We start from the raw sequence: 24,919 nt of genomic DNA on the forward strand, positions 1-24,919 counted from the left end.
GGAGGGCACATGCGCTTCCGGCCCGCCGGGTTGCTACCGGTGCTCCTGCTGTCTGCCCTGGTCGCGTGCGGCGGCGACGAGCCGCAGGACGACCCGGAACCCACCGCCACGGCCGCGACGACGTCCGAGGAGAGCCCGCCGACCTCCTCGCCCAGCCCACCGGACGGCTCACCGGGCGGCGCGAGCCCCGGCCAGGTGCCGCGTCCGTCACCGGGGAGCTGCCAGCCCGTGGCCGAGTCGCCCGACGGCCGGTACGTCATCCCCGACGTCGGGGAGATCGAACTGCGCCTCGAGGGCCCCGGCGAGCTCACCCTGAACGTGCGGTCCAGCGGCGAGTGGTCCACCTCGGTGGACAGCGACGACGACGAGGCCGAGATCGAGTTCACCCGCGGCGACGAGGAGATCGACTTCGAGGCCGACGTCGAAGGCGGCCGGCTGGTCCTCCGGATCTGCGACGGCGACGGCGACTGACCGGCCGGGACGCCGGGCGCCGGCCCTCAGGCCCGGACCGACTCCATCGCCTCGGCCAGCAGCTCGACGGAGCGCAGCCGCCCCTCCACCGTCGAGGACTGGTGGGCCACGATCAGCTCGTCGGCGTCGGCCAGCTTCCGGAACCCCGCCACGTAGTCGGCCAGCTGACCGGGACCGCCGACGGCGGTGTGCGTGAGCATCCCCTCGACGTGCTGGCCGGCGCCCTGGGCCAGCAACTGGTCGGCCTGCTCGTCGGTGAGCGACCGGCCGCGCCCGAACAGCCCGATGGCGAGGTTCCGCTCGACCGCCCGGAGCTCCTCCCGCGCGGCGTCCTCCGTGGCGGCGGCGACGACGTTCATGCCGGCGATGACGTAGGGCCGGTCGAGCTGGGCGGAGGGCTTGAACTCGCGCCGGTAGGCCTCGACGGCGGGCTGCAGCAGCTGCGGCGCGAAGTGCGACGCGAAGGCGTAGGGCAGGCCGAGCGCGGCGGCGAGGGTGGCACCGAACATCGACGAGCCGAGGATGTAGAGCGGCACGTGCGAGCCCTTGCCCGGGATGGCGTCGACCCCGGGCACGCGGGTCTCGCCGGCGAGGTAGGCCTGCAGCTCCAGCACGTCCTGCGGGAACCGGTCGGCCGAGTCGTTGGTGCGGCGCAGCGCGTACATCGTGTTCTGGTCGCTGCCGGGCGCGCGCCCGAGCCCGAGGTCGATGCGGCCCGGGTACATCGCATCCAGCGTGCCGAACTGCTCGGCGATGGTGAGCGGCGAGTGGTTGGGCAGCATGACGCCACCGGCGCCGAGCCGGATCGTGCTGGTGTGCGCGCCCACGTGCGCGATCAGCACGCTGGTCGCCGAGGAGGCGATGCGCGGCATGTTGTGGTGCTCGGCGTACCAGACCCGCTCGTAGCCGTGCTCCTCCGCGCGCCGGGCGAGGGCGACGCTCGCGGCGATGCTGCTCGACGGCGTCTCTCCGCGGTTGATCGGTGCCAGGTCGAGGATGGACAGCGGGATGCGCATGGAGAGGTGCCTTTCACGTCGGTTGCCCGGAGCAACCACGCCGTCCCCCGGAGGCTTCCCGCGGCGTCAGCGGCTCTGCAGGGCGTCCAGCGCCACGGCCATGGCCGCGGCCACCCGGAAGTCCAGCCGCGGGTCGGGCACCCGGACGTCGTACCGGTCGCGGATCGCCTTCCGCCGCTCGCTCACCAGGACCGGGGCGCCGGTGGCGGTGTCGGCGAAGTCGAAGTGGAAGACGAACGGCACCCAGACGTCGCCGAGGTAGGGGATCAGCTCCCAGATGCGGCGCAGGACCGCGATGACCGGCCGGCGCTCGCGCCCCACGGCCTCCAGCCCGGGGGCCTTCAGCTCCCAGGTCGAGCGGAGCAGGCTGGCGCCGAACTTCTTGCCGAAGCTGCCCAGCGGGGCGCCGTGCTCGTCGAGGACGTCGTGCCAGGCGCGCACGTCGAGGCGCTGGCGCGCCTTGAACGAGAACACCGCCCGGCTCTTCGACTCGTCGGAGTAGAAGACGACCTCCTCCTTGAGCTTCATCCGCTTCTGCTCGGCGAAGGCGAGGAGGTGCCCCTCGGTGCCGTCGGGGTTCGCCGCCCGGATCTCGTAGCGGTTCACCATCACGGTGATCCGCTGCTTCACGAGGAACCGGGGCACCGCCATCGGCGGGGGAACGGGCTGGGACGTGGTCACGGAGTGCTCCGGAGAAGTGGTCGGGAGATGCAGATCATGGCAGTGCCGCGGTGGTGCTGACGTCCGCGGAATCGTCGGTCGCTCGTCATCCAGCCGTCATTTCGGTCGATCAGGATCATCGCCATGACCGCCAGCCTCTTCGTGACCGGGACGTCCGTGGTGTGGAGCGGCCGCGAGCTGCGCGGGAGCGCCGCCGCGGCGGAGGGCGAGGTCTCCCATGCCGTGGCCAAGCCGGTGGTCGACGGGCTCGAGTCCTCGGTCTGCGGCTCGCTGGTCACCGCGACCGCGGGGCTGGACTGGCCGACCGCGCCGGACGCCCCCCGCTGCGAGGAGTGCGCCCGCATCGCGGGCTGACTCACGCGCGCGCCGCACCGGTCCCGTTGATGGCCGCGTGCAGGCGCTGGGCGAGCCGCTCGAGCGGGCTCAGCGCCCCGTCCACCGGGCCTGGGCCGGCCGGCAGCAGCACCCAGAGCAGCAGGTAGAGCAGGACGCCGCACCCGCCGAGCAGGGTGACGACGACGAACCCCACCCGCCACAGGACGGCGTCGACACCGCTGTACTCGGCGAGCCCCCCGCAGACGCCACCGGCCATCCGGTCGGTGCCGCTGCGCTGTGCGCGGCGGTAGCCGGGCGCCGCGGGCGGCGGGGTGGGGGCGTCGGCGGAAGCGCTGGACGGGGCTGCGTCGGTCATGGCACGAGCCTGCCGAGGCAGCCCCCTCCGGCGCCATCGGGTGATCCCCGGATCCGACCCTGGCTGCGCGCTCGGGGTCCTCCCGGTGCGCGAGGCCCGACGCCCGGCCGCGCCGCGACGTACCGTCGATGACGTGAGCGTCCTCCCCGTCCCGGCCGTCGGCCTCGACGACCGCTTCGCCCGTGCGCTGCCCGAGATGGCACTGCCCTGGCAGGCCGAGGAGGCGCCCGAGCCGACCCTGCTCGCGCTCAACGAGCCGCTGGCGGCCGAGCTCGGCCTCGATCCCGCCGCGCTGCGCAGCCCCGAGGGTCTGCGCCTGCTCGTCGGCACCTCGGTGCCCGAGGGCGCCACCCCGGTGGCCCAGGCCTACTCCGGCCACCAGTTCGGCGGCTTCACGCCCCGGCTGGGCGACGGGCGGGCCCTGCTGCTCGGCGAGCTCACCGGCGTCGACGGCGAGCTGCGCGACCTGCACCTCAAGGGCTCGGGTCGCACGCCGTTCGCACGGGGCGGCGACGGGCTGGCCGCCGTCGGCCCCATGCTCCGCGAGTACGTCCTCGGCGAGGCGATGCACGCCCTCGGCATCCCCACGACCCGGTCGCTGGCCGTCGTCGCCACCGGCCGCGCCGTCCGCCGCGAAACCCTCCTGCCGGGCGCCGTCCTGGCCCGGGTGGCGAGCAGCCACCTACGGGTCGGGAGCTTCCAGTACGCCCGCGGCACCGGCGACGACGCCCTGCTGCGCCGCCTGGCGGACGTCGCGATCACCCGCCACCACCCGGCCGCGGCCGACGCGGAGAACCCCTACCTCGCGCTGTTCGAGGCCGTGGTCGCCGTCCAGGCCTCGCTCGTGGCGCAGTGGATGCTGGTCGGGTTCATCCACGGGGTGATGAACACCGACAACATGACGATCTCGGGCGAGACGATCGACTACGGCCCCTGCGCGTTCATGGAGGCCTTCGACCCGGACACCGTCTACAGCTCCATCGACGAGGGCGGCCGGTACCGCTACGGCAACCAGCCGCTGGCGGCCGAGTGGAACCTGGCCCGGCTGGCCGAGGCGATGCTCCCGCTGTTCGCCGACGACGCGGAGCGGTCGATCGAGCTCGCGCAGGCCGCCCTGGGCACCTTCCGGCCGAGGTACGAGGCGGCCTGGTCGGAGGGGATGCGGGCCAAGCTGGGCCTGCCCGACGACGCCGACGACGCCGCGGTGGCGGGGCTGGTCGACGACCTGCTCCCCCTGCTGCAGGCCGACCACGTCGACCACACGTCGTTCTACCGGCGCCTCGCGGACGCCGCCCGCGGCGACGCGGAGCCCGCGCGGCTGCTCTTCCTCGACCTGGCCGGGTTCGACGCCTGGCTGTCACGGTGGCGGGCGCTGGGTCCCGACGGCGGCGCGATGGACCGGGTCAACCCGGTCTACATCCCCCGCAACCACCTGGTGGAGGAGGCGCTGGACGCCGCGACCGGTGGCGACCTCGCCCCGGTGGAGGCTCTCCTGGAGGTCCTGGCGGCGCCCTTCGACGAGCGCCCGGGACTGGAGCGGTACGCGGCCCCGGCGCCGCAGGACTTCGCCGGCACCTTCCGCACCTTCTGCGGCACCTGATCACCGCACCCGCCTGCCGGAGGATGCGGGTGGGCACGCCTGGTGTCGGCGGGGTTGCCGGTGAAGCCGGGACCCCCGACGAGGCCGGTGCGCGACGGATCCGCCGATGTCAGGGGATATTGGTCCCCGCCGGGCAGCTGTACTACTGCTGGGGGGCCGAGAACGACGGAGGCACGGAATGGTGAGCGCGACGACTCTGGACGGTGTCCGCCGTCCTGAGCCGGACGGCTCGCCCCGCGACACCGCGGTCGTGGCACGGGGCGACCACTTCCGCCCCGACATCGAGGGCCTCCGCGCCGTCGCCGTCGCGCTCGTCTTCGCCGACCACGTGTTCGGCTGGCCCGCCGGTGGGTTCATCGGCGTCGACGTCTTCTTCGTCATCTCGGGCTTCCTGATCACCAGCCTGCTCGTCCGCGAGCGGGCCCGGACCGGGCAGATCTCGTTCCGCGGGTTCTACGCCCGGCGCGCACGCCGGCTGTTCCCGGCGGCGTTCCTGACCCTGGCCGTGACGACGGCGGCCGCCTGGTTCGTGTTCCTCGGCGGACGCTTCCGGGAGACGGTCACCGACGTCGTCTGGGCGGCCCTGTTCAGCGCGAACATCAACTTCGCCCGACAGGGCACCGACTACTTCGAGGCCACGGCCGCGCCGTCGCTGGTGCAGCACTTCTGGTCGCTGGCGGTCGAGGAGCAGTTCTACCTGGTCTGGCCGGGGCTGATCCTGCTGGCCTTCGCGCTGCCGCTGATCGGGACGCGACGACGTCGGGTGATGCTCTGGGCCGTCCTCGGCACGGTCACCGCGGCCTCCTTCGCCTGGTCGGTGCACGCGACGAGCGCGTCCCCGGTGACCGCCTACTTCTCCACCTTCACCCGCGCCTGGGAACTCGGCCTGGGAGCGATGATCGCGATCAGCGCGCCCCAGCTGCACCGCGTCCCGGCCGCGCTCCGCGCCGTCCTCGCCTGGTGCGGGCTGGGCCTGGTGGTCGCCGCGGCCCTCCTCATCGACGAACGCACGCCGTTCCCGGGCACGGCCGCGGCCCTGCCGGTGGTGGGTGCCGCCCTGCTCGTCGCGTGGGGGAGCACGCCGGGCGGGCCGGGGACGCGGTGGCTGCTCTCCAGCGCACCGGCCGGCTTCCTGGGCGCGATCTCGTACTCGCTGTACCTGTGGCACTGGCCGGTGCTGATCCTCGCCGGGGCGCTCGTGCTGCCCGGCTCCGCGGTGTTCTACGCCGGCGTCGTCGTCGTCTCGCTGGTGCTGGCGACCTTCTCCTACTACTGCGTCGAGCAGCCGGTCCTGCACACGAACTGGTTGCTCTCGCACCGTCCGGTCGACCCCGCCCGGGCCCGGCGGGCCTTCGTGCGCGCGCGCACCGTGGGCCTGGCGACGGCGGCGGCCGTGGCGGTGACCGTCGGGGCGCTGGTCGTCGTCCCGGCCGGCGACGACGGGGACGCGCAGGCGGCGGCGGTCCAGGCCGCGGCCGACGCGGAGCAGGCCGCCGCCGACCAGGGGCTGCCGCCGCTGACGCCCCTGCAGCGGGACATCCAGGCGGCGACGTTCGCGACCGAGTGGCCGGCCGACCTCGATCCGGGGCTGGACGAACTACCCGACTACCTCGGCACGACCTGGGCGGGCAACTGCCTCCACATCTCCGAGTCGAACGTCGACGAGTGCCGCTGGGGCCCCGCCGACGCCGAGCAGTCGGTCGCCGTCCTGGGTGACTCGTTCGCCGCCGCGTGGCTGCCGGCGCTGCGGCAGGAGCTCGTCCCGGCTGGATGGTCGCTGCAGAGCCTGACGTTCGGCCTGTGCCCCAACATCACCTCGATGACCCTCTTCGAGGGGCAGCCCTTCCAGGGCTGCGTGGAGCACCGCGAGTGGGCCATCGAGCACATCCTCGAGACGCGGCCGACGATGGTCGTGCTGACCCACTCGTGGCGGGCACAGCTGTCCCGCGAGTCCGACCGGCCCGCCCTCTACACCGAAGGGCTCACCGCGGTGGTGCGGCGGATCCAGGCATCCGGCGCGGAGGTCGTCCTCCTGGGTGCCCCGCCCGGGTCGGAGAGCCTGCAGACCTGCCCGACGAGCCTGAACGGGCCGGACGACTGCCTCCGGGGCCCGGCCGACACGTTCGCCCCGCAGATGGCGAGCGAGCAGCAGGTGGCGGCCGCCACGGGGGCGCGGGCGATCGACCCGGAGGCGTGGTTCTGCATCGACGGCCGCTGCCCGACGTTCGTGGGGACGGCGCCGGTGTACGGCGACGGCCAGCACCTCACCCAGGAGTACGCGGAGCGCATCGCGCCCGAGGTCGTGGCGGCGATCCTGCAGCCCTGAGCCGGGCGGCCGGCGCCGTGTCACACGGCGGCCGCCGGCGGTGTCTCCATGTCGACAGCGATCGACATGATGGAGGAGACATGGCCACCACCACCCGGGTTCCCGCGACGGAGATCACCGGCGTCTACGGAGCCCTGCTGAAGACGATGAGCCGGCGGATCCTCGGCCAGGTACCCGACTCCGCCGGCGTGCTGTGGCACCACCCCGCCCTGCTCAAGGACGCGATGGGCTTCGGCCGGAAGGTCGAGTCGTGGAACCGCCTGGACCGCGACCTCGCAACCTTCGCCTCGATGGCCGCGGCCGGGGCGATCGGGTGCAGCTTCTGCCTGGACCTCCACTACTTCATGACCCGCAACCACGGCGTGGACGAGGCCAGGGCGCGGGAGGTGCCGCGGTGGCGGGAGTCCACCCTGTTCACTCCCCTGGAGCGGAAGGTCATGGAGTACGCAGAGGCGATGTGCCGGACGCCGGTCACCGTGACCGACGAGCTGTCGGCGGCCCTGCTCGAGGAGCTGGGCGCCCCGGCGTTGCTCGAGCTGACCTTCCGGGTCGGCGCGATGAACATGACCGCCCGTGGCAACGTCGCGCTCGGCATCCGCTCGCAGGAGTTCGCGGCGTCCTGCGGGCTGCCGCCGCTCGCGACCCCGAGCGCAGTGGGTTGACCCCCGGGATGACCGACGACCCCTTCGTGGCCCACCGCAGCCTGCTGTTCACCGTCGCCTACGAACTGCTCGGCTCGGCGGCCGACGCCGACGACGTGGTGCAGGAGACGTGGCTGCGGTGGGCGGAGGTCGATCAGGCGGAGGTGCGCGAGCCGCGGGCGTACCTGGTCCGGATCGTCACCCGCCAGGCGCTCAACCGGCTGCGCACCGTGGCCCGGCGGCGCGAGGACTACGTGGGCGAGTGGCTGCCCGAACCCTTGCTGACCAGCCCCGACGTGGCCGAGGACGTCGAGCTCGCCGAGAGCGTCTCGATCGCGATGCTCACCGTGCTGGAGACGCTGGGTCCGACCGAGCGCGCGGTGCTCGTCCTGCACGAGGTGTTCGACGTGCCCTACGACGAGATCGCCACCGCCGTGGGCAAGTCGGCTGCCGCGGTGCGGCAGATCGCGCCCGTGCGCGCGAGCACGTGGCGGCGCGACGACCACGGATCGCGGTGAGCCCGGCGGAGCAGCAGCAGGTGGTGGAGCGGTTCCTGACCGCCCTCACCGGCGGCGACGTGCAGGGCCTGCTCGACGTCCTCGCACCGGACGTCGTCGTGGTCGCGGACGGCGGTGGACTGGCACCGGCGGCCCTCCGGCCGATCTCAGGGGCGCCCCGCGTGGCCAACGCCCTGTCCCGTTTCCGGCAGCTGGTGCCGGACGTCGACATCACGACGCCGCTGGTCAACGGTGGGGTCGCCGCCCGGATCGACCCGGGAGGCGAGTTCGACACCGCGATCACCTTCGTCGTGGAGGACGGCCGGATCGCTCGCATGTACGCCGTGCGCAACCCGCACAAACTGGGCAGGCTGGACCAGGTGGCCGAGCTGCGGCGGTGACGTGATCCGCGGTCTGACTCGAGGAGCGGACGTGGAGCATCACGAGGTCCTGATCGTCGGTGCCGGCAATGCCGGCATCTCGCTGGCGGCGAAGCTGCTGCGCGACGGCATCCACGACGTCGCCGTCGTGGCACCCCAGCCGGTGCACCGGTACAAGCCGCTGCTCAACTACGTCGCGGCCGGCGAGGCCCGGATGGCCGACCTCGAGCGCCCGACGGAGGACGTCGTCCCGGACGGGTGTGAGTGGATCCGCGACAGCGTCGAGGCGGTCGATCCGGCGGCCATGACGGTGACGACTCGTTCGGGACGCACGCTGCACTGCTCGACGCTGGTCCTCTGCCCGGGGCTGACCGAGGACTGGGACGCCACCCCGGGGCTGCAGGCGGCCTACGCCGACGGCTGGATCGCCTCGCCCTACGTGCCGGGCAGCACCCCGACGGTCTGGCCGCGGCTGACGGCGCTGCGCGGTGGCTCGGTGGTGTTCACGGTGCCGCCCGAGCCTGCCTCGTGCGCGCCGACCGCCCTCAAGCCGCTGCTCATGGCCTGCGACCACTGGCGGCGGGCCGGCGTCCTCGACGAGCTCGAGGTCCGGCTCGTCCTGCCGGGCCGGACCGGCACGGGGGTGCCGCAGGCCGACGACGTCCTCGAGCAGGCCTTCACCGACTACGGGGTCGAGGTGCTGCGGGAGTCGCGCATCGAGTCCGTCGACGCGGACGCGCACGCCCTCACGGTGGCCTCGTCCACCGGGCGGCAGGTCCTGGAGGACGTCGCCTTCGCCCACGCCGTCCCCCACTACCGGGCGCCGCGCTGGATCGCCGACGGCGGCCTGGCCACCGGCGGCTCGAGCCTGGTGGACGTCGACCCCGGGACGCTGCGGTCCCGGCGGTACGAGTCCGTGTGGGCGATCGGCGACGCCGCTGACGTGGCGACCCGGCCGTCAGGCGGAGCGCTGCGGAAGCAGGTCGCGGTCCTCAGCAAGAACCTCGACGCTGCTCGCCGAGGGAAGCCGCTGCAGCGGTACGACGGCTACACGGTCATGCCGATCACCGTGAGCCGCCGGAAGCTGGCGCTGAACGAGGTGGACCGCGACAACCGGCCGAGCCCGTCGGTGCCCTTCCTCGACCCGTTCGTGCCCCGGCGCTGGCAGTGGCTCTTCGACCGGTACGGACTTCCGCAGGTCTACTGGCGGCGCATCCTCCGCGGCCGCGTCTGATCGAGGCTGCATACTCCGCTGGTGCGCCGGCCCGGACCTCCTTCGCCCGATCAGGGGCGCCGGGCGTTCCTCGCGGTGGTCGCGGGGGGCCTCCTGGCGGCGTGTGCGCGCACGGAGGCTCCGGTGGCACGGCCCACCCCGCCCCGGGCGGCCGCCACGGGCAGCACCACCGCCGCACCACCACCGAGCGCGCCGGCGCTCCCGAGCCGCCAGGACGTCGTAGCCCGCTACACGGGGGTGGTGCCCCGGGCCTTCGGGCTGGACGTGCCCGGTGTCGTGAACCGGCTGCCCACCCAGGACCGGGTGATCGCCCTGACCCTGGACGCGTGCGGCGGTGCGCGCGGCAGCGGCTACGACGCCGCGCTCATCGAGACGCTGCGGACGACGGAGACGCCCGCCACGCTGTTCCTCAACCAGCGGTGGGTGCTCGCCCACCCCGACCGCGTGGCGGAGCTCGCCGCGGACCCGCTGTTCGAGCTGGCCAACCACGGCACCGCCCACCTCCCCCTGTCGGTCACCGGCGCCGCGGCGTACGGGATCCCGGGCACGACCGGCCCCGGCGAGGTCTTCGACGAGATCGCCGGCAACCGCGACACCCTGACCACTGCGACCGGTACCGCACCGAGGTTCTTCCGTTCCGGGACGGCGCACTACGACGACGTCGCGGTGCGGATCGCCGCCGACCTGGGCGCCACCGTCGTCAACTTCGACGTCAACGGCGACGCGGGGGCGACGTCGGCTCCCGCGCAGGTGGCGGCCGCCCTTCGATCGGCGTCGGCCGGGTCGATCGTCATCGGGCACATGAACCAACCCGGCGGCGGCACCGCCGAAGGCGTCGCCACCGCGCTCCCCCACCTCACCGCCGACGGCTTCCGGTTCGTGCGGCTGTCGGAGTACCTGCCGTAGCGGCGGCCGGTCTGCCACGCCACGACGGTGAGCCGCGGCAGAGGACTGCGAGCCACTGGAGCGCAACGTTGGCCGGACCCCGAGGACCCCGAGGAGTCGGCCGACGACCTGACCAGGACCCTCGCCGAGAAGCGCCCGGTGCCGGCGCGGGCGCGGGCCGATCGAGCGGGCGGCGGGGTCCTCCTGTCGGCAGCCGCGACGTGGTGGGACCAGGGCCGGAGGCCGCTCACCGATCCGGGACGACCGCCGGATCGCTCCCTGTCGCTCCCCGACTGATCCGATGGCACACCGAGCGGCGGAGAAGTCCTCGGTCTGCGGACCGAGAGACCGATGGTCGGCGGGGCGTCGGCTGCACCGATGCGGAGGTCCCGCCGCGGCCTTCGGGATGCTGGTCAGCTGACGGGATGGCCCGCCAGGAAGGGCACGAGCACCTCGAGCAGCGCATCGGGGTGGGTCAGCGCGACGTCGTGCCCGGCGCCTGCGATCACCGCCTGGTCGGCATGCGGCAGCCACGCGCGGATCAGGTCGCCGACCCCGTCGAAGAAGGGGCCGTGGTCGCTTCCGGCGATGTGCAACACCGGACAGCGCACCCGGGTGGCGGTGGAGGCATCGAACGGCCAGCCGAGCAGCGCCGGGATGTCGACGTCGAGGAACGTCCGGCTGTCGCGCAGCACCTGCGTCGAGCTGCCCGGAACGATGCCGTCGAGCCGGCCGCGCCAGTCGTGCCCCATCATGCGCGTCAGGAAGCCATCGACGGCGGCCTCCGCGCCCCGGGCCTGCCGGTCGCCCAGGAGATCGGCGTTGGCGGCGCGGAACGTGGCATCTCCGGGGCCGTGCACCGGTGGCGGTTCGACGAGCGTGAGCGTGTGGACCAGGTCGGGGTGGTCGACGGCCATCTGGAGTGCCAGCGCAGCGCTGTAGGAGGCACCGAGGACGTTGACCCGCTCGATGCCGAGCGCCGCCAGCAGTCGTGCGCAGTCGGCCGCGTCCTGTGCGATGGAGCCCGGCGGCGTGACCGGGCTGCTGCCGGCATAGCCGCGCCGGTGGTAGTGAACGACCCGGAACCGGCTCCGCAGCCGTTCGGCCAGCGGCAGGAGCTCGTCCGCCATCAGCGCGGTGGGCACGAGCACGATCGGGTCGCCGGAGCCGAGGACCACCGTCTCCAGGTCCCCGGCGTCCATCGCGACCCGCGCCATGGGCTCCCTCATGGCGGCGATCGTGGCGCGCCGTCGGGGCCTCGGTCCAGCCGGACCATCAGGTCCGGGCGGCGTCAGACGTTGAAGCGGAACTCCACGACATCGCCGTCGGCCATGACGTAGTCCTTGCCCTCCATGCGGACCCAGCCCTTGGACTTGGCCTCGGCCATGGAACCGGCCTCGACGAGCTGGTCGAAGCTGACGATCTCGGCCTTGATGAAGCCACGCTGGAAGTCGGTGTGGATGACTCCGGCGGCCTGCGGGGCGGTCGCGCCGACCGGGATGGTCCAGGCGCGGGACTCCTTGGGTCCGGCGGTCAGGTAGGTCTGCAGCCCGAGCGTGCGGAAGCCGACCTTGGCGAGCTGGTCGAGGCCCGGCTCGTTCTGGCCGATCGACTCGAGCAGCTCGGCGGCCTCCTCGGCGGGCAGCTCGATGAGCTCGGACTCGGTCTGCGCGTCGAGGAAGATCGCCTCGGCCGGGGCCACCAGCGCCCGCAGCTCGTCGAGCTGCCCGGTGTTGGCCAGCTCGTCGGCGTCGACGTTGAAGACGTAGAGGAACGGCTTGGTCGTGAGCAGCGTCAGCTCGCGCAGCGGCTCGGGGTCGACGCCGGCGGAGAACAGGGTGCGGCCCTCGTCGAGCACCTTCTGCGCGTCCTGCGCGGCGGACAGCAGCGCGGCGCGCTCCTTGTCCTTCTTGGCTTCCTTCTCCAGCCGCGGGACGGCCTTCTCCAGCGTCTGCATGTCGGCCAGGACGAGCTCGGTGTTGATCGTCTCGATGTCGTCGGACGGGCTGACCTTGCCCTCGACGTGCACGACGTCCGGGTCGGAGAAGACCCGGATCACCTGGCAGATCGCGTCGCTCTCGCGGATGTTGGCGAGGAACTTGTTGCCCAGGCCCGCGCCCTCGCTGGCGCCGCGGACGATGCCGGCGATGTCCACGAAGGAGACGGTCGCCGGGATGATCTTCTGCGAGCCGAAGATCTCGGCGAGCTTCTCCAGCCGCGGGTCGGGCACGCCCACCACGCCGACGTTGGGCTCGATCGTCGCGAACGGGTAGTTCGCCGCGAGCACGTCGTTCTTGGTCAGGGCGTTGAAGAGGGTCGACTTGCCGACGTTGGGCAGGCCGACGATCCCGATGGTGAGGCTCACGGGGGTTCAGGTTACGGCCCGCCCGAGGGGTTCCCGGCGGGCCCGCGACCACCGGTCGTCGCCCGGCGCCGTGACCTGGGGCGGAACCCCTCGTTAGGAGGCACAGAGCCCTCGACGCAGGAGATGCCAGATGCGACGCACCGCCGCTCGATCAGCCTCCACCCGCCGCCGCCTGTCGCTGCTCGCCGCCGTACCGCTGCTCGTGACGTCCGGCGCGCTGACCTCCCCGGCGCTCGCGACCAAGCCGACGTCGCCCGGGCCGGCCGGTCCCCTGGCGGTGCCGGCGTACTCGTCCTTCGACCCGATGGACAACGGGGAACCGATCCAGGTCCGGACGCTGTCGTCACGCGCCGACCTCGTGAGCGGCGGCGAGACCTTCGTCGAGATCGTGCTGCCGCGCGGCACGAACCCACGCGCGGTGAAGGTGAAGGTCGGCAACCGGAACGTCTCGCAGGCGTTCCGTCCCGGAGGCCCGGGCCTGCGGGGGCTGATCACGGATCTGCCGCTGGGCGACAGCACGATCACCGCGCACGCACCGGGGAACCTGCGCGCCGAGCTGACGGTGACGAACGCGCCACAGGGCGGCCCGGTGTTCTCCGGACCGCAGATCGAGCCGTGGACGTGCACGAACGGCTCGGCGCAGCCGGACTGCGGCCAGCCACCGACGATCGCCTACTTCTACAAGTCCACCGACCCGACGAAGGGCGGCGTCAGCATCCAGATGTTCAACGGCGCGGTGCCGTCGGGCCTGCAGCCCTACGACCCGGCGAACCCGCCCACCGACGTCGCCACCACGACCACGGACGACGGCGAGACGGTTCCGTTCATCGTCCGCGAGGAGACCGGCTACAGCCTCCGCGACCAGTACAAGATCGCCGCACTCTGGGACCCGGCGCAGGGTGAGGCGCCGGACCCGGCGGCGGAGAACCCGGGGTTCGCCAACAAGCTCGTCCTGACCCACGGGCAGAGCTGCGACACCGGCTACGAGTCGGGCAGCGCCCCCGACGTCCTCTTCCGCGACGCGCTGTCGCAGGGCTTCGCCGTCGCGTCGCACGCGCTGGACAACGCCGGGCACAACTGCAACCTCGTCACGCAGGCGGAGTCGCTGCTGATGACCAAGGAGATGGTCGTCGAGCGCTTCGGCCCGCTGCGCTACACGATCGGCAGCGGTTGCTCCGGCGGCTCGCTCGTGCAGCAGCAGGTGGCCAACGCCTATCCCGGCGTCTACCAGGGCATCACGCCGCAGTGCAGCTTCACCGACGCGTGGAGCAGCGCCCAGCAGTACGTCGACTACGTGCTGCTGCGCGACTACCTGGAGGATCCCGCCACCGCCCTGGAGCACGGGATCACGCCGGCCCAGTGGCCGAGCATCTTCGGCCACGCCAACCCGCTGAACCAGATCACCTTCACCACGGCGATCCCCAACAGCGGCGAGCCGAGCCGGGAGTGCCCCGGGGTGGCACCGGAGGACGTGTACGACGAGAACACCAACCCCGACGGCGTCCGCTGCACCCTGCAGGACTACATGCGCAACGTGTTCGGCCTCGACGACGACGGTTTCGCGCGGCGGCCGATCAGCGGCGTCGGCATCCAGTACGGCCTCTCGGGTCTGCTGTCCTTCCTCGATCCGGCCGGCGCGGACCCGACCCGTCCGCCGCTGACCCCCTCGCAGTTCGTCGCGCTCAACGCCAACGTGGGTGGCTACGACCTCGACTTCAACCACACGCCGGAGCGGACCGCCCCCGACCCGGTCGCCAACGAGCGCGCCTACCGCAGCGGCGCGGTCAACACCGGAGCGCATCTCGACCAGGTCGCGATCATCGACCTGGGCGGACCGGAGCCCGGCGCCTTCCACGACGTGTACCGGAAGCACTCGATGCGCGACCGGCTGATCCGCGAGCACGGCACCGCGGACAACCACGTGTTCTGGGAGGGGCAGACGCCCCTGCTCGGCGACCTCAGCTTCGTCGACGACTCCATCCGCGCGATGGACGAGTGGCTCGCCGCGGTGGAGGCCGACGACCGCGCCGTGCCGCTGCCGGCGAAGGTCATCGATGCCCGGGCCGCGGCCGGCGTCGAGGAGAGGTGCGTCGCGGCGAACGGGATCGACGCGCCCTCGTCCCTGTGCGACCTCACGGTCGACGCGACCCTCTTCTCCTCCCCTCGCATCGAGGCGGGCGGCGGGGACCAGGCACCCGTCAACGGGGTCGGCCCGGCGACCGTCGGGTTCACCGACGACCGGCTGGACTGCCAGCTCATGCCGATCGAGGAGTTCGCGTACGCCGGGAAGGCGTTCGGCGAGGTCTTCACGCCCGACCAGCAGGCGCTCCTGAAGCAGACGTTCTCGACCGGCGTGTGCGACTACAGCCGGCCCGGGAACGGGTTCCAGGCAGCCGAGACCTGGCTGACCTACCAGGACGCCGACGGTGCCGTCACGTACGGCGGAACGCCGCTGGGTGCGCCCCCGCTGTCGGTGGCCTCCCGCCGCTGACCGAGTCGTCGGCCGCTCGCCACGAACCGTGGCGAGCGGCCACGATGCACCCATGCCCTCCCTCGTGGACCTCTCTGCCGCCCTCGCCCAGTTCGACCAGCCGTGGCAGCCGCGCACCGTTGCCATGCTGAACGACTACGACGTGCGCGTCGTGCACACCAAGGGCGAGTTCGCCCGGCACAGCCACCCGGAGACCGACGAGTTCTTCCTCGTCCTGTCCGGGTCGCTGACCATCCGCATGGACGACGGCGACGTCACCCTCGGCCCGGGCCAGCTCTACGTCGTCCCGAGAGGGACGCCGCACCAGCCCTCCTCCACCGACGGCGCGCAGGTGCTGCTCGTGGAACCCAGCGCGACGGTGAACACCGGCGACAACCCCGGCGAGCTCACCGCCGAACGCCGCGTCGTCTGACGACGGGCGTGTGGTCAGGCGGGGACGAGGAAGGGTTCGAAGATTTGGATCTCGGTGCTGTCGGGCCGGTAGGTGTGCCATCGGCCGGCGGTGTCGCGCACGATCTGGAAGCCGTGGTGGACCTTGGTGTGGTGCCGTTCGCACAGCAGGCCTGAATTCTCCAGCGTCGTCTCTCCGCCGTCGATCCAGTGCAGAAGATGGTGGACGTCGCACCAGTAGGACGGGGCGTCGCAGCCGGCGAAGACGCAGTGCTCGTCCCGCAGCTCCACGGCTCTGCGCAGCGCGGGGGGCACGACGCGGTGGCTGCGGCCGAGGTCGAGGCGGTGCCCGTCGGGGCCGAACACCACGCGGCTGACGTTGCCGTCGCAGGCCAGCCAGCGGGCGCGGGCGGCGGAGATGATGCCGCCGAATCCGGTGCGGGCGGCCCCGGCGCCGGGGTGCGGGTCGACCAGGTCGTCCAGATCGAGGCGCACCACCACGTGCGGCTTGTGCCCGCGCAGGATCGGCAGGTTCCCCGAGGCGAGGGCGTTGTCGCACAGCTGCACGAGCGCGTCGCCGGCCTGCTGGGCGCGGGTGCGCAGGTCACCGGCGGGGCGGGTGGCCTGCAGGATCGACTCGATCGCTGCCTGCAACTTCTCCCCACCGACCGCGTCCAGCACGAACCGGCCGACCACCATCCCGTTGCTGTCACGGCCGATGCTGAGGCTGCGCGACTCGGTCGGGTCCGGTTCGGGGCCGTCCGGATCGAGGCGGGCCAGGTAGTGGGCGACCACCTGCCGCAGCTCCGCGTGCGGCCGGGTGGTCGCCACCTTGGTCAGGGCGGCGTCGATCCCGGCCAGCTCCACGCCCTGCGCTTCCGCGGCGGCCACGTTCTCCGCCGAGGCGACCGGGGCGATCACCGACACCGCCTCCGGGCTGACCCCGCCGGCCGCAGCCGCTGCGGCCAGCACCGGCAGCTGCTCCAGCGCCCGCCCGTTGCGCACCAGCTGGTTGGCCGCACCCGAGGGCAGGCGGTGGTGCCCGCGCAGCCACCCGCCCATCGACGCCGCGCCGTCGTGCTCGGCAGCCTGGGAGAGCTCACCCTCCCGGACCGTGCGGGCCACTTCGGCGCCCAGTCGGTTCCGGGCGACCACCAATGCCCTGCACCGCTCCAGCACCGCGGGCCCGAACAACGGCTTCAGGTCCTGACCGGCCAGCGCCTGCAGAGCACCTGCCAGGCACTCCACAGGGGTCGCGCAGTCGGTCGAACACATGTACGAATCCTACCGCCGGAAGCGGCCGCGTGCGGGCACGAATCCCCAGGTCAGCAGCCCGTCCACAAATCCGAAGAACGGCTGGACACCGACCGGCGATCAGCTCCCCGGAGCCGGCAGCAAGCCGCGCTCCACCGCCACGAGAACCGCCCGCGTCCGGTCGTCCACACCCAGCTTCGCGAAGACCCGCAGCAGGTGCGTCTTCACCGTCGCCTCGCCGATGAACAGCTGCCGCCCGATCTCGGCGTTGGTCAGACCGCGGGCGACGCCGGCCAGCACCTCGAGCTCACGCGGCGTGGGCGCGTCCACCGCCGGAGCACGCATCCGTGAGACCAGCCGGGCGGCAACCGGCGGCGCCAGCACCGTCTCGCCTCGCGCCGCCGCGCGCACCGCATCGGCCAACTGGGGCAGCGGGGTGTCCTTGAGCAGGTAGCCGGTCGCCCCCGCCTCCACCGCCCGCACGATGTCGGCGTCGGTGTCGTAGGTGGTGAGCACGAGCACCCGCACGCCGGGGTGGGCAGCCGCCAGCCGCTCGGTCGCCGTCACGCCGTCCATGCGCGGCATACGCAGGTCCATGAGGACGACGTCCGGCGCCAGCGACGCGACCATCGCCAGCGCCTCCAGTCCGTCCGCGGCCTCGCCCACCACGTCGAGGTCCGCCTGCGCCGCCAGCCAGGCGACCACTCCGCCGCGCACCACCGGGTGGTCGTCGACCACCAGCACCCGCACGGTCGGCCCGCCGGAGCCTTCCGCCGTCATCGAGCCGGCACCCGGACCGTCACGCGCGTTCCCTCCCCCGGCGCCGAGCTGACGTCGACGGCACCGCCGACCTCCTCCGCGCGGTCACGCAGCCCCGCGAGCCCGACCCCCGCCACGGCGGCCGGGTCGAAGCCCACGCCGTCGTCCTCCACGTGCACCGACACCTGCGCAGCCTCCCCCGTGCCGACCCGGCCGAGCCGCAGGACCACGGCCGACGCCGAGGCGTGCCGGCGCACGTTCGCCAGCGCCTCCTGCGCACCCCGCAGCAGCACGATCTCCTCCGCCCGGCTCAGCGCGGGCTCGCTGCCACCCAGCGCGACCGTGTCGACCCGCGTGGCGATCCCGGTCTCCCGGCCGAACCGCTCCGCCAGTCGCTCCAGCGCCTCGACGAGAGTCGCCGAGTCCAGAGCCACCGGCGCGAAGGCGGCGACCATCGCCCGCGCCTCCGCGAGGTTCTCCCGGGCGACCTCCTCGATCACCGCCAGCCGCTCCGCGGCTGCCCCGGGCTCGTCCGGCAGCGCAGCGGCGGCGGTCTGCGCAAGGACGACGATGCTCGTGTAGCCCTGCGCCAGGGTGTCGTGCACCTCGCGGGCGAGCCGTTCGCGCTCGGCGACGATGCCCTGCTGGTGGTGCAGGGCGGCGAGCTCGGCGCGGGTGGACTCCAGCTCGAGGATCAGGGCCGCCCGTTGATCGCTCTGCTCCAGGACGCGGTGCACCCAGATGCCCATGGCCAGGCTGAAAACCAGCCCGACCAGGGTGGACCCGGGGCCCCACAGCGGTTCCTCGCCGCGCGTCCAGTCGACGAGCGGGCCGCTCGTCGCGGCGGCGGCCAGCGCGAACGTCCACGGCACCCCTTCGGCGGCCCGCTCGGCCAGGAACCAGACCTGGGAGTACGCGAGGAACATCAGGAACAGCAGCGACGGCTCGTGCCACGCGATGACCGCGACCGCGGCGACCATGACCGCCTGGTAGCCGAGGCGCCGGCGGACGTCCCGGGACAGCAGCGCCGGCCCGCCGAGGAGGAGGTAGGCCAGACCCCAGGCGCCGAGCGCGGCCAGCAGGAGAGGGCGTGACCCCTCGACGTCCACCACGAACACATTGCCGACCGCGACGGCGAACAGGACGGCGAAGGCGACGTGCAGGACGCCGATCGTGATGCGCCAGCCCCGCTCGGACAGCGGCGGCCCGCCGGGCTCCCCCGAGGCGGGGGGCCCGGCGGGCCGGGGCGACGACGACGTCATCCCTCGCCCCGCCGCCAGCGGAACGTGCGCACGCAGACCATGACGCCGATGATCACCCATGCGACCAGGACCAGGGCAGTGGTCCCGTGCTCCCACGAACCGGCGACCTCGCCCGCGGCGGCCCTGTCCGGCAGGAAGACCGAGCGCATGCCCTGGGTCAGCCACTTGAGCGGGAAGACCGCGGCGACCTGCTGCATCCAGGCCGGCAGCTCCGCGAAGACGAAGAAAACGCCGGAGAAGAACTGCAGGACGACGGAGAAGCCGGTGATGCCCGCGGACGCCGCCCGGGCGCTGCCGACGAACGGCGAGACCGCGATCCCGAGCACCGTCCCGGCGAGGATCCCCAGGACGGCGACCCATGCGAACGTGAACCAGCGCCCGGCGTCGGCCGGCATCGGCACGTCGTAGGCCAGCGAGGCGACGGTCAGCAGGACCGCCAGCTGTGCCGCCGTCGTCACCACGACCTGGCCGGCCTTGCCGATCACGTACGACGACGGCGGCGTCCCGAGCACCTGGAGCCGGACGAGGTCACCACGCTCGCGCTCCTCGGCGATCGCGATGCCGACGGCCTGGAAGCTGGTCAGCATGATCCCGGTGGCCGCGATGCCGGCCAGGAAGTAGTCCTCGAACCGCACGCCGGGCCCGGTCGTCTGGCCACCGAACACCGAGCCGAAGATCAGCAGCATGATCACCGGATAGGCGAAGGAGAACACCACCTGGCCCGGGTCGCGCAGGTAGAGCCGCAGCTCCAGCGCGATGCGGGCGACGCCGATCGGGAGTGCGCCCGGCGGTGCCGGGCGGACGTCGGCGGGCAGTGCGGTCGTGGTGGTCATCGCGGGCCTCCGTCGGCGGTGAGCTCGGCGCCGGACACCGGGGAGGCGCCGACGAGGTGCAGGTAGACCTCCTCGAGCCCGGGCCTGGTCACGGTGAGGTCCGGGAGATCCACCCGCGGACCGCCGGCGAGCAGGTCGCGCAGCACGGCCGCGGGCTCGGTGGTGACCACCGTCCGGAAGCCGCCGTCCTCCCGCCAGCGCACGGTCGAGCGCAGCCGGAGCTCGCCGCCCATCTCCTCCGGAGGGCCGACGTCGACCAGCCGTCCCGCGTCGATGACCCCGACCCGATCGGCCAGGTGCGCGGCCTCGTCCAGGTAGTGGGTGGTCAGCAGGATCGTCGTCCCGCCGGCCCGCAGCCCCTCCAGCACCGCCCAGAACTGGCGGCGGGCCACCGGGTCCATCCCGGTGGTCGGCTCGTCGAGGAACAGCAGCTCCGGCCGGCCCTGCATGCTCAGCGCCACCTCGAGACGGCGGCGCTGGCCGCCGGAGAGCCGGGCCGCCCGCGTGCCGGCCGCTTCCTGCAGGCCGACCGCGGCGATGAGCGCGTCGGTGTCCTCCGCGAGTGCGTGGTAGACGCCGAAGTGGTCGAGCGTCTCCCGGACGGTCAGCGCATCGCCCACGCCGGTGGCCTGCCCGACCACGCCGATCCGGTCGCGCCACCCCCGTGCGCCCGTGGCCGGGTCCTCGCCGAGGACGCGGACGTCCCCGCCGTCACGCGAGCGCAGCCCTTCCAGGATCTCGACGGTCGTGGTCTTGCCCGCGCCGTTGGGGCCGAGCAGCGCGAAGACCTCACCGCGGCGGACGTCGAGGTCGAGCCCGTCCACCACGGCGCGGCCGGCGTACCGCTTGACCAGGCCGCGCACCCGCACGGCCGGCGGCTCCCTCCCGGGTACCGCCGCGAGCTTGCGAGTGGTGGGGAGGAGGGAGTCCTTGTGCATGCAGCGAGCCTGTCGGCGCCGGCGTCCGTCCGGGACCGCCGAATTGCTGGTCCGGCGTCCACCGACCGGTGGACGCGCGCCCTCCACCGGTCAGGGAGGACCGTCCGGACCCACCTCGGGGCGGGCCACCGCCGCCGCCAGTCGCTTCGGCGCCCGGAGGCAGTAGGTGTCGGTGACCAGCTCGGCGACCTCCTCCCAGTCGACGGTGTCGTCCAGGCGCAGGCCCACCTCGTCGCCGCGCCACGGCGGGGCGAAGAACGGCGGGCCGGTCCGCCGCAGGGTCTCCAGCTCCAGCCCCGACGAGCGGAAGGTGAGGATCTCGCACGGGCCGGATGTGCCGGCGGCCCGCGCGTGGGCCTGCGGCCGGCCGTCCTCGATGTCGAGCAGGTGCGCGAACGTCCGGCCCCGGACCCGCCACCGCGTGCCCACCCAGGCCGGCTCCTCGTACGCCTCCGGAAGCGCCAGCGCGACCGCGCGCACGCCGGCGAGGAGTTCATCGTCCACGTCGTCCCTCCCGCCGTCCCGCGGCCGGACCCGCGGCGCCGTCATGGTGGACGACGGGTCCGACAGCCGGAACTCGCCGGCCAGCGCCTTGGCGACGTCCGAAAACCGCCAGAGGAGGACGCGGCCTGCTGTCATGCTCGTTGCCATGACACCGCCGCTGGAGCACGAGCGCTGCTACCGCGCCGTCGCCGGCCGCGACGCCCGGTTCGACGGCTGGTTCTTCACGGCGGTCCGGACCACCGGCATCTACTGCCGCCCCTCCTGCCCGGCGCGCACGCCGAAGCCGTCCAACGTCTCCTTCTTCAGCACCGCGGCGGCCGCCCAGGCCTCCGGCTACCGCGCCTGCCGCCGGTGCCGCCCGGACGCCAGCCCCGGCTCCCCCGAGTGGGACGTCCGTGCCGACGTCGTCGCCCGTGCCATGCGGCTGCTCGCCGACGGCGAGGTCGAGCGCACCGGCGTTCCGGGGCTGGCCCGGCGGCTGGGCTACTCCGAGCGCCAGCTGCACCGCCTCCTGGTGGCCGAACTGGGGGTCGGCGCCCTGGCCCTGGCCCGCGCCCAGCGGGCGCAGACCGCCCGGCTGCTCATCGAGACGACCGAGCTGCCGATGGCCGACGTCGCCTTCGCCGCCGGCTTCGCCAGCATCCGCCAGTTCAACGACACGATCCGCGAGGTCTTCGCGGCGACCCCGACCGACCTCCGGCACATCCCGGCCCGGGCGGCGACCGGGTCTCCCGGCGAGCTGACCCTGCGACTGGCCGCCCGGGCGCCGTTCACGGCGGAGGAGGTCCTGCTGTTCCTCGGTGCGCACGCCGTCCCGGGGCTCGAGGAGTGGGACGGGGCCACCTTCTCGCGGGTACTCGACCTGCCCCACGGGCCCGGTGTCGTCTCCCTCTCCCCCGCTCCCGACGGCAGCGCGGCGGTGACCGCGCGGCTGCGCCTGAGCAGGCTGGGCGACCTCGGCGTCGCGGTCAGCCGCTGTCGCCGCATGCTCGACCTGGACGCCGACCCCGTGGCGGTCGACGACGTCCTCGGCGCCGATCCCGCGCTCGCCCGTCTCGTGGCCGCCGCTCCCGGTCGCCGCGTGCCGGGCTCCCCCGACGGGCCCGAGCTCGCCGTGCGTGCGGTGCTCGGCCAGCAGGTCTCGGTCGCCGGCGCCCGGACGCTGACCGCCCGCCTGCTCACGGCGGCCGGCGTTCCGCTGCCCACCCCGGTCGGCACGCTCACGCACGCCTTCCCCCGCCCCGAGACACTCGCCGCGGCCGACCTCACGACCGTGGGCCTGACCGGCGCACGACGGGCGACCGTGCACGCGCTGGCGACGGCGCTGGCCGACGGCGGCCTCGCCCTGGACCCCGGCACCGACCGGGAGGAGGCCGGACGCGCGCTGCTCGCCGTCCGCGGCGTAGGCCCCTGGACGGCGGCGCTGGTGGCGCTGCGCGGTCTGGCCGACCCCGACGTGTGGCTGCCCGGCGACCTGGCGTTGCGCCGCTCCCTGAGCGCCGTGGGCAGCACCGACGCCGAAGCCGCCACCCGCTGGCGTCCGTGGCGTTCCTACGCGGTGATGCACCTGTGGGCGCTCGCCGCGCCGTCCTTCTTCACCCGCCCGGCCACTGCAGTTCCTCTCCCACTCCGCCCGGCCGCCGCGCCGGTCCCTTCCGAACGGAGCGCCTGATGACCGCACTCCCCGCCCGGTACGCCACCGTGGCCACCCCGCCCGGGCCCTTCACCGTCGTGGTCACCGACGCCCCCGACGGCCGGTCCGTGGTGCTCGCCAGCGGCTGGACCGACGACGTCTCCGCACTCCTGCCCGTGGTGCACCGGTCCCTGCGCCCCACCTGGGTCGAGCACGAGGACCGGCTCCCCGTCCTCGACGCCGTCGAGGCCTTCTTCGCCGGCGACATGACCGCCATCGACGACGTGCCGGTGCGCCAGCGCTCGGGCCCATTCCTCGAGGACGCCTGGGAGGTGCTGCGCACCGTCCCCGCGGGCGAGCCGGACACCTATGCGGGCTTCGCCGCCCGCTGCGGGCGACCGGCGGCCGTCCGCGCGGCGGCCAACGCCTGCGCGCGGAACGCCGCCGCCCTGTTCGTCCCCTGCCACCGGGTACTGGGCTCGAGCGGCGGCCTCGGCGGCTTCCGCTGGGGGACGGCGGTCAAGCGCCAGCTCCTGGAGCACGAGGCGCTGCACGCGCCGGTCGCCGCCGCCTGATCCGGAACTGTCGGACCCGTCGGGCACCCTGCCGGGCATGGACGCCGCTTCCCTGTTGCTCGGGCTCCTCCTGGGTGCGCTGCTGGCCACCGCAGCCACGCTCGGGGCCGTGGCCGTACGCGGCCGCCGGAGCCCCGCCGACACCGGACTCGAGCCGGTGCACGAGTCCCTCGACCACCTCCACCGGCTGCTGGCCGGGATGGAGCGTGCCCGCGCCACCGCCCACGGGGAGCTGCGCGAGCAGGTCGGCACCGTGAACCAGACCTCCGCCCAGCTGAGGCAGGAGACGGCCGCCCTGGTCACCGCGCTGCGCACGCCCCACGTCCGCGGCCGGTGGGGCGAGGTGCAGCTGCGTCGGGTGGTCGAGCTGGCCGGCCTGCTCGAGCACTGCGACTTCGTGGAGCAGCCCGCGGGCAGCAACGACGAGGGCGCCGGCGTGCGCCCCGACCTCGTCGTCACCCTTGCCGACTGCCGGCAGGTGGTCGTCGACGCCAAGGTGCCCTTCACCGGCTACATCGAGGCGGTGCAGGCCACCGACCAGGCCGTCCGCGACCAGCGGGTGGCGATGCACGCCCGGCAGCTGCGCACCCACGTCGACGCGCTGGCGGCCCGCCGCTACCCCACCGCGTTCCGGCCGGCGGCGCCGTTCACCGTCCTGTTCGTCCCCTCCGACGGCTTCCTCATCACCGCGCTCGAAGCCGAGCCCGGCCTGCTCGAGTACGGCTTCACCCGGGACGTGGTGCTCGCGACCCCGAGCACCCTGCTGGCCCTGCTCCGCACGGTGGCGTACTCGTGGCGGCAGGAACGGCTCGCGCGGGACGCCGACCAGGTGCTCGAGGTGGGGCGCCGCCTGCACGCCCGGCTCTCGACCCTGTCGGGCCACCTCACCCGGCTCGGCTCGGCCCTCGGCTCGACCATGGCGAGGTTCAACGAGACGGTGGGCTCCTACGAGCGCTCCGTGCTCACCGCCGCACGTCGCTTCGACGACCTCGGGGTCGCCGAGCAGCCGGTGCCCACCCCCACACCGCTCGAGGCGACGGTGCGCACCCTGCGGCCGGAGCCGGCGGACGACTCCGACGGCGTCCTGGTCGACGGGGAGGACCGGTTCGACCCGCTGCGCCGGCACGAGCACGAGGAGCGGAGCGGCACCCACGGCTGAGGGCGCCCCCTGGGTCCACCCCACCCCGCCAGTCCCACTGCTCACCCTGCGTCGCCAACCGCACACAGCGAGAGGCGCGACGCGGCCTCGTCTTCCGCCGCTGTTGCCTTCGCGCTCGCTACCGTGAGCATCGGGAGACGGCCGTCCGGGCCCGACCGCGGTGGAACGGAGGTGTGCCATGACCTCGGCGAGTACAGCCGACGCATGGCGGCAGGGCGGGGCCTACTCCGACCGGTCGTTCCCCGGGTCGCGGATGCCCCGGGACGACCGCCCGGTCGGCCACGACCGCAGCGGCCGCCCCGTGCGCCCCGCCGTGCCGCCGCGCGGCCGGCCC

The 24,919-nt window shown here is 73.8% G+C and carries 25 protein-coding genes; 14 read left to right on the plus strand and 11 right to left on the minus strand.

The features are described 5' to 3' along the window. Window positions 1–9: 9 nt before the first annotated feature. On the plus strand, window positions 10–471 hold the full coding sequence (locus tag BN344_RS05350) for a hypothetical protein (RefSeq protein ID WP_040337260.1): 462 nt from the start codon (window positions 10–12) through the stop codon (window positions 469–471). A gap of 26 nt (window positions 472–497) precedes the next feature. Here the strand turns inward: BN344_RS05350 and BN344_RS05355 are convergent, their stop codons facing one another. Continuing rightward, a complete protein-coding gene (locus BN344_RS05355; RefSeq protein WP_040337261.1) occupies window positions 498–1,487 on the minus strand; it encodes an LLM class flavin-dependent oxidoreductase in 990 nt (329 codons plus the stop codon). A 66-nt stretch (window positions 1,488–1,553) separates the two neighbouring features. After that, entirely contained in the window at window positions 1,554–2,168 is a 615-nt protein-coding gene (locus BN344_RS05360) for an LURP-one-related/scramblase family protein (RefSeq protein ID WP_231486510.1), read from the minus strand. Window positions 2,169–2,291: 123 nt separating this feature from the next. Between BN344_RS05360 and BN344_RS05365 the strand changes: the two genes are divergently transcribed. After that, window positions 2,292–2,522, plus strand: a complete 231-nt coding sequence (locus tag BN344_RS05365) for a hypothetical protein (protein WP_040337263.1) — start codon at window positions 2,292–2,294, stop codon at window positions 2,520–2,522. Window position 2,523: 1 nt separating this feature from the next. On the opposite strand, the gene BN344_RS05370 is transcribed toward BN344_RS05365, so the two are convergent. Beyond that, on the minus strand, window positions 2,524–2,859 hold the full coding sequence (locus BN344_RS05370) for a PspC domain-containing protein (protein ID WP_040337264.1): 336 nt from the start codon (window positions 2,857–2,859) through the stop codon (window positions 2,524–2,526). A 133-nt stretch (window positions 2,860–2,992) separates the two neighbouring features. Here BN344_RS05370 and BN344_RS05375 point away from each other — a divergent pair, with 133 nt between their 5' ends. From BN344_RS05375 to BN344_RS05400, 7 genes are all read left to right on the plus strand, one after another. After that, a complete protein-coding gene (locus BN344_RS05375; protein WP_040337265.1) occupies window positions 2,993–4,459 on the plus strand; it encodes a protein adenylyltransferase SelO in 1,467 nt (488 codons plus the stop codon). A gap of 181 nt (window positions 4,460–4,640) precedes the next feature. Beyond that, window positions 4,641–6,785, plus strand: a complete 2,145-nt coding sequence (locus BN344_RS05380; protein WP_166518189.1) for an acyltransferase family protein — start codon at window positions 4,641–4,643, stop codon at window positions 6,783–6,785. Between the two features lie 80 nt (window positions 6,786–6,865). Beyond that, window positions 6,866–7,447 (plus strand): carboxymuconolactone decarboxylase family protein, encoded by a 582-nt coding sequence (locus BN344_RS05385; protein WP_040337267.1) that lies wholly within the window; start codon window positions 6,866–6,868, stop codon window positions 7,445–7,447. 8 nt (window positions 7,448–7,455) lie between these two features. After that, window positions 7,456–7,944, plus strand: coding sequence for a sigma-70 family RNA polymerase sigma factor (locus tag BN344_RS20600; RefSeq protein WP_208091977.1), 489 nt, complete (start codon window positions 7,456–7,458; stop codon window positions 7,942–7,944). Beyond that, window positions 7,941–8,324, plus strand: coding sequence for a nuclear transport factor 2 family protein (locus BN344_RS20605; protein WP_208091978.1), 384 nt, complete (start codon window positions 7,941–7,943; stop codon window positions 8,322–8,324). Before BN344_RS20600 ends, BN344_RS20605 begins: the two co-directional genes overlap by 4 nt. A gap of 31 nt (window positions 8,325–8,355) precedes the next feature. Further along, window positions 8,356–9,537: an NAD(P)/FAD-dependent oxidoreductase gene (locus tag BN344_RS05395; RefSeq protein WP_040337268.1), complete on the plus strand. Its 1,182-nt coding sequence runs from the start codon at window positions 8,356–8,358 to the stop codon at window positions 9,535–9,537. A 123-nt stretch (window positions 9,538–9,660) separates the two neighbouring features. After that, a complete protein-coding gene (locus BN344_RS05400) occupies window positions 9,661–10,443 on the plus strand; it encodes a polysaccharide deacetylase family protein (protein ID WP_197022233.1) in 783 nt (260 codons plus the stop codon). Window positions 10,444–10,835: 392 nt separating this feature from the next. On the opposite strand, the gene BN344_RS05405 is transcribed toward BN344_RS05400, so the two are convergent. Further along, window positions 10,836–11,651, minus strand: coding sequence for an alpha/beta fold hydrolase (locus tag BN344_RS05405; RefSeq protein ID WP_081788375.1), 816 nt, complete (start codon window positions 11,649–11,651; stop codon window positions 10,836–10,838). Window positions 11,652–11,713: 62 nt separating this feature from the next. Next, window positions 11,714–12,787 carry a redox-regulated ATPase YchF gene (ychF, locus tag BN344_RS05410; RefSeq protein ID WP_040337271.1) on the minus strand — a complete coding sequence of 358 codons (1,074 nt, stop codon included), beginning with the start codon at window positions 12,785–12,787 and terminating at the stop codon, window positions 11,714–11,716. Between the two features lie 130 nt (window positions 12,788–12,917). Between ychF and BN344_RS05415 the strand changes: the two genes are divergently transcribed. Next, window positions 12,918–15,278 carry a DUF6351 family protein gene (locus BN344_RS05415; protein WP_051515568.1) on the plus strand — a complete coding sequence of 787 codons (2,361 nt, stop codon included), beginning with the start codon at window positions 12,918–12,920 and terminating at the stop codon, window positions 15,276–15,278. 52 nt (window positions 15,279–15,330) lie between these two features. Continuing rightward, window positions 15,331–15,690 (plus strand): cupin domain-containing protein, encoded by a 360-nt coding sequence (locus tag BN344_RS05420; RefSeq protein WP_040337272.1) that lies wholly within the window; start codon window positions 15,331–15,333, stop codon window positions 15,688–15,690. 14 nt (window positions 15,691–15,704) lie between these two features. Here the strand turns inward: BN344_RS05420 and BN344_RS05425 are convergent, their stop codons facing one another. The 6 genes from BN344_RS05425 to BN344_RS05450 all read right to left on the minus strand — a co-directional run bounded on the left by BN344_RS05425 (window position 15,705) and on the right by BN344_RS05450 (window position 21,353). Further along, window positions 15,705–16,943, minus strand: a complete 1,239-nt coding sequence (locus BN344_RS05425) for an HNH endonuclease signature motif containing protein (protein WP_051515569.1) — start codon at window positions 16,941–16,943, stop codon at window positions 15,705–15,707. 99 nt (window positions 16,944–17,042) lie between these two features. Further along, a complete protein-coding gene (locus BN344_RS05430) occupies window positions 17,043–17,702 on the minus strand; it encodes a response regulator (RefSeq protein WP_040337274.1) in 660 nt (219 codons plus the stop codon). Further along, window positions 17,699–18,943, minus strand: a complete 1,245-nt coding sequence (locus BN344_RS05435) for a sensor histidine kinase (RefSeq protein WP_040337275.1) — start codon at window positions 18,941–18,943, stop codon at window positions 17,699–17,701. The genes BN344_RS05430 and BN344_RS05435 overlap by 4 nt, the downstream gene beginning before the upstream one ends. Then, the gene (locus BN344_RS05440; protein WP_040337276.1) at window positions 18,940–19,776 is read right to left on the minus strand and encodes an ABC transporter permease; all 837 of its coding nucleotides are present in this window, start codon (window positions 19,774–19,776) and stop codon (window positions 18,940–18,942) included. Before BN344_RS05440 ends, BN344_RS05435 begins: the two co-directional genes overlap by 4 nt. Continuing rightward, window positions 19,773–20,714 (minus strand): ABC transporter ATP-binding protein, encoded by a 942-nt coding sequence (locus tag BN344_RS05445; RefSeq protein ID WP_051515570.1) that lies wholly within the window; start codon window positions 20,712–20,714, stop codon window positions 19,773–19,775. The genes BN344_RS05440 and BN344_RS05445 overlap by 4 nt, the downstream gene beginning before the upstream one ends. A gap of 90 nt (window positions 20,715–20,804) precedes the next feature. After that, window positions 20,805–21,353, minus strand: coding sequence for an MmcQ/YjbR family DNA-binding protein (locus BN344_RS05450; protein WP_197022234.1), 549 nt, complete (start codon window positions 21,351–21,353; stop codon window positions 20,805–20,807). A 10-nt stretch (window positions 21,354–21,363) separates the two neighbouring features. Here BN344_RS05450 and BN344_RS05455 point away from each other — a divergent pair, with 10 nt between their 5' ends. The 3 genes from BN344_RS05455 to BN344_RS05465 are packed head-to-tail and all read left to right on the plus strand — an operon-like array spanning window position 21,364 to window position 24,585. Then, window positions 21,364–22,890, plus strand: coding sequence for an AlkA N-terminal domain-containing protein (locus BN344_RS05455; RefSeq protein WP_040337277.1), 1,527 nt, complete (start codon window positions 21,364–21,366; stop codon window positions 22,888–22,890). Continuing rightward, window positions 22,890–23,426 carry a methylated-DNA--[protein]-cysteine S-methyltransferase gene (locus tag BN344_RS05460; protein ID WP_040337278.1) on the plus strand — a complete coding sequence of 179 codons (537 nt, stop codon included), beginning with the start codon at window positions 22,890–22,892 and terminating at the stop codon, window positions 23,424–23,426. The genes BN344_RS05455 and BN344_RS05460 overlap by 1 nt, the downstream gene beginning before the upstream one ends. Before the next feature lie 37 nt (window positions 23,427–23,463). Next, a complete protein-coding gene (locus tag BN344_RS05465; protein ID WP_081788376.1) occupies window positions 23,464–24,585 on the plus strand; it encodes a DNA recombination protein RmuC in 1,122 nt (373 codons plus the stop codon). The last annotated feature ends 334 nt before the right edge of the window (window positions 24,586–24,919 follow it).

The organism is Candidatus Blastococcus massiliensis AP3 (assembly GCF_000582785.1).
GTDB lineage: Bacteria > Actinomycetota > Actinomycetes > Mycobacteriales > Geodermatophilaceae > Blastococcus > Blastococcus massiliensis.

Coding starts and splice junctions, on each gene's coding strand:
- BN344_RS05350 (WP_040337260.1), top strand. CDS start 10: ATGCGCTTCCGGCCCGCCGGGTTGCTACCGGTGCTCCTGCTGTCTGCC.
- BN344_RS05355 (WP_040337261.1), bottom strand. CDS start 1,487: ATGCGCATCCCGCTGTCCATCCTCGACCTGGCACCGATCAACCGCGGA.
- BN344_RS05365 (WP_040337263.1), top strand. CDS start 2,292: ATGACCGCCAGCCTCTTCGTGACCGGGACGTCCGTGGTGTGGAGCGGC.
- BN344_RS05370 (WP_040337264.1), bottom strand. CDS start 2,859: ATGACCGACGCAGCCCCGTCCAGCGCTTCCGCCGACGCCCCCACCCCG.
- BN344_RS05385 (WP_040337267.1), top strand. CDS start 6,866: ATGGCCACCACCACCCGGGTTCCCGCGACGGAGATCACCGGCGTCTAC.
- BN344_RS20600 (WP_208091977.1), top strand. CDS start 7,456: ATGACCGACGACCCCTTCGTGGCCCACCGCAGCCTGCTGTTCACCGTC.
- BN344_RS05405 (WP_081788375.1), bottom strand. CDS start 11,651: ATGAGGGAGCCCATGGCGCGGGTCGCGATGGACGCCGGGGACCTGGAG.
- BN344_RS05415 (WP_051515568.1), top strand. CDS start 12,918: ATGCGACGCACCGCCGCTCGATCAGCCTCCACCCGCCGCCGCCTGTCG.
- BN344_RS05420 (WP_040337272.1), top strand. CDS start 15,331: ATGCCCTCCCTCGTGGACCTCTCTGCCGCCCTCGCCCAGTTCGACCAG.
- BN344_RS05425 (WP_051515569.1), bottom strand. CDS start 16,943: ATGTGTTCGACCGACTGCGCGACCCCTGTGGAGTGCCTGGCAGGTGCT.
- BN344_RS05430 (WP_040337274.1), bottom strand. CDS start 17,702: ATGACGGCGGAAGGCTCCGGCGGGCCGACCGTGCGGGTGCTGGTGGTC.
- BN344_RS05435 (WP_040337275.1), bottom strand. CDS start 18,943: ATGACGTCGTCGTCGCCCCGGCCCGCCGGGCCCCCCGCCTCGGGGGAG.
- BN344_RS05440 (WP_040337276.1), bottom strand. CDS start 19,776: ATGACCACCACGACCGCACTGCCCGCCGACGTCCGCCCGGCACCGCCG.
- BN344_RS05445 (WP_051515570.1), bottom strand. CDS start 20,714: ATGCACAAGGACTCCCTCCTCCCCACCACTCGCAAGCTCGCGGCGGTA.
- BN344_RS05450 (WP_197022234.1), bottom strand. CDS start 21,353: ATGACAGCAGGCCGCGTCCTCCTCTGGCGGTTTTCGGACGTCGCCAAG.
- BN344_RS05455 (WP_040337277.1), top strand. CDS start 21,364: ATGACACCGCCGCTGGAGCACGAGCGCTGCTACCGCGCCGTCGCCGGC.
- BN344_RS05460 (WP_040337278.1), top strand. CDS start 22,890: ATGACCGCACTCCCCGCCCGGTACGCCACCGTGGCCACCCCGCCCGGG.
- BN344_RS05465 (WP_081788376.1), top strand. CDS start 23,464: ATGGACGCCGCTTCCCTGTTGCTCGGGCTCCTCCTGGGTGCGCTGCTG.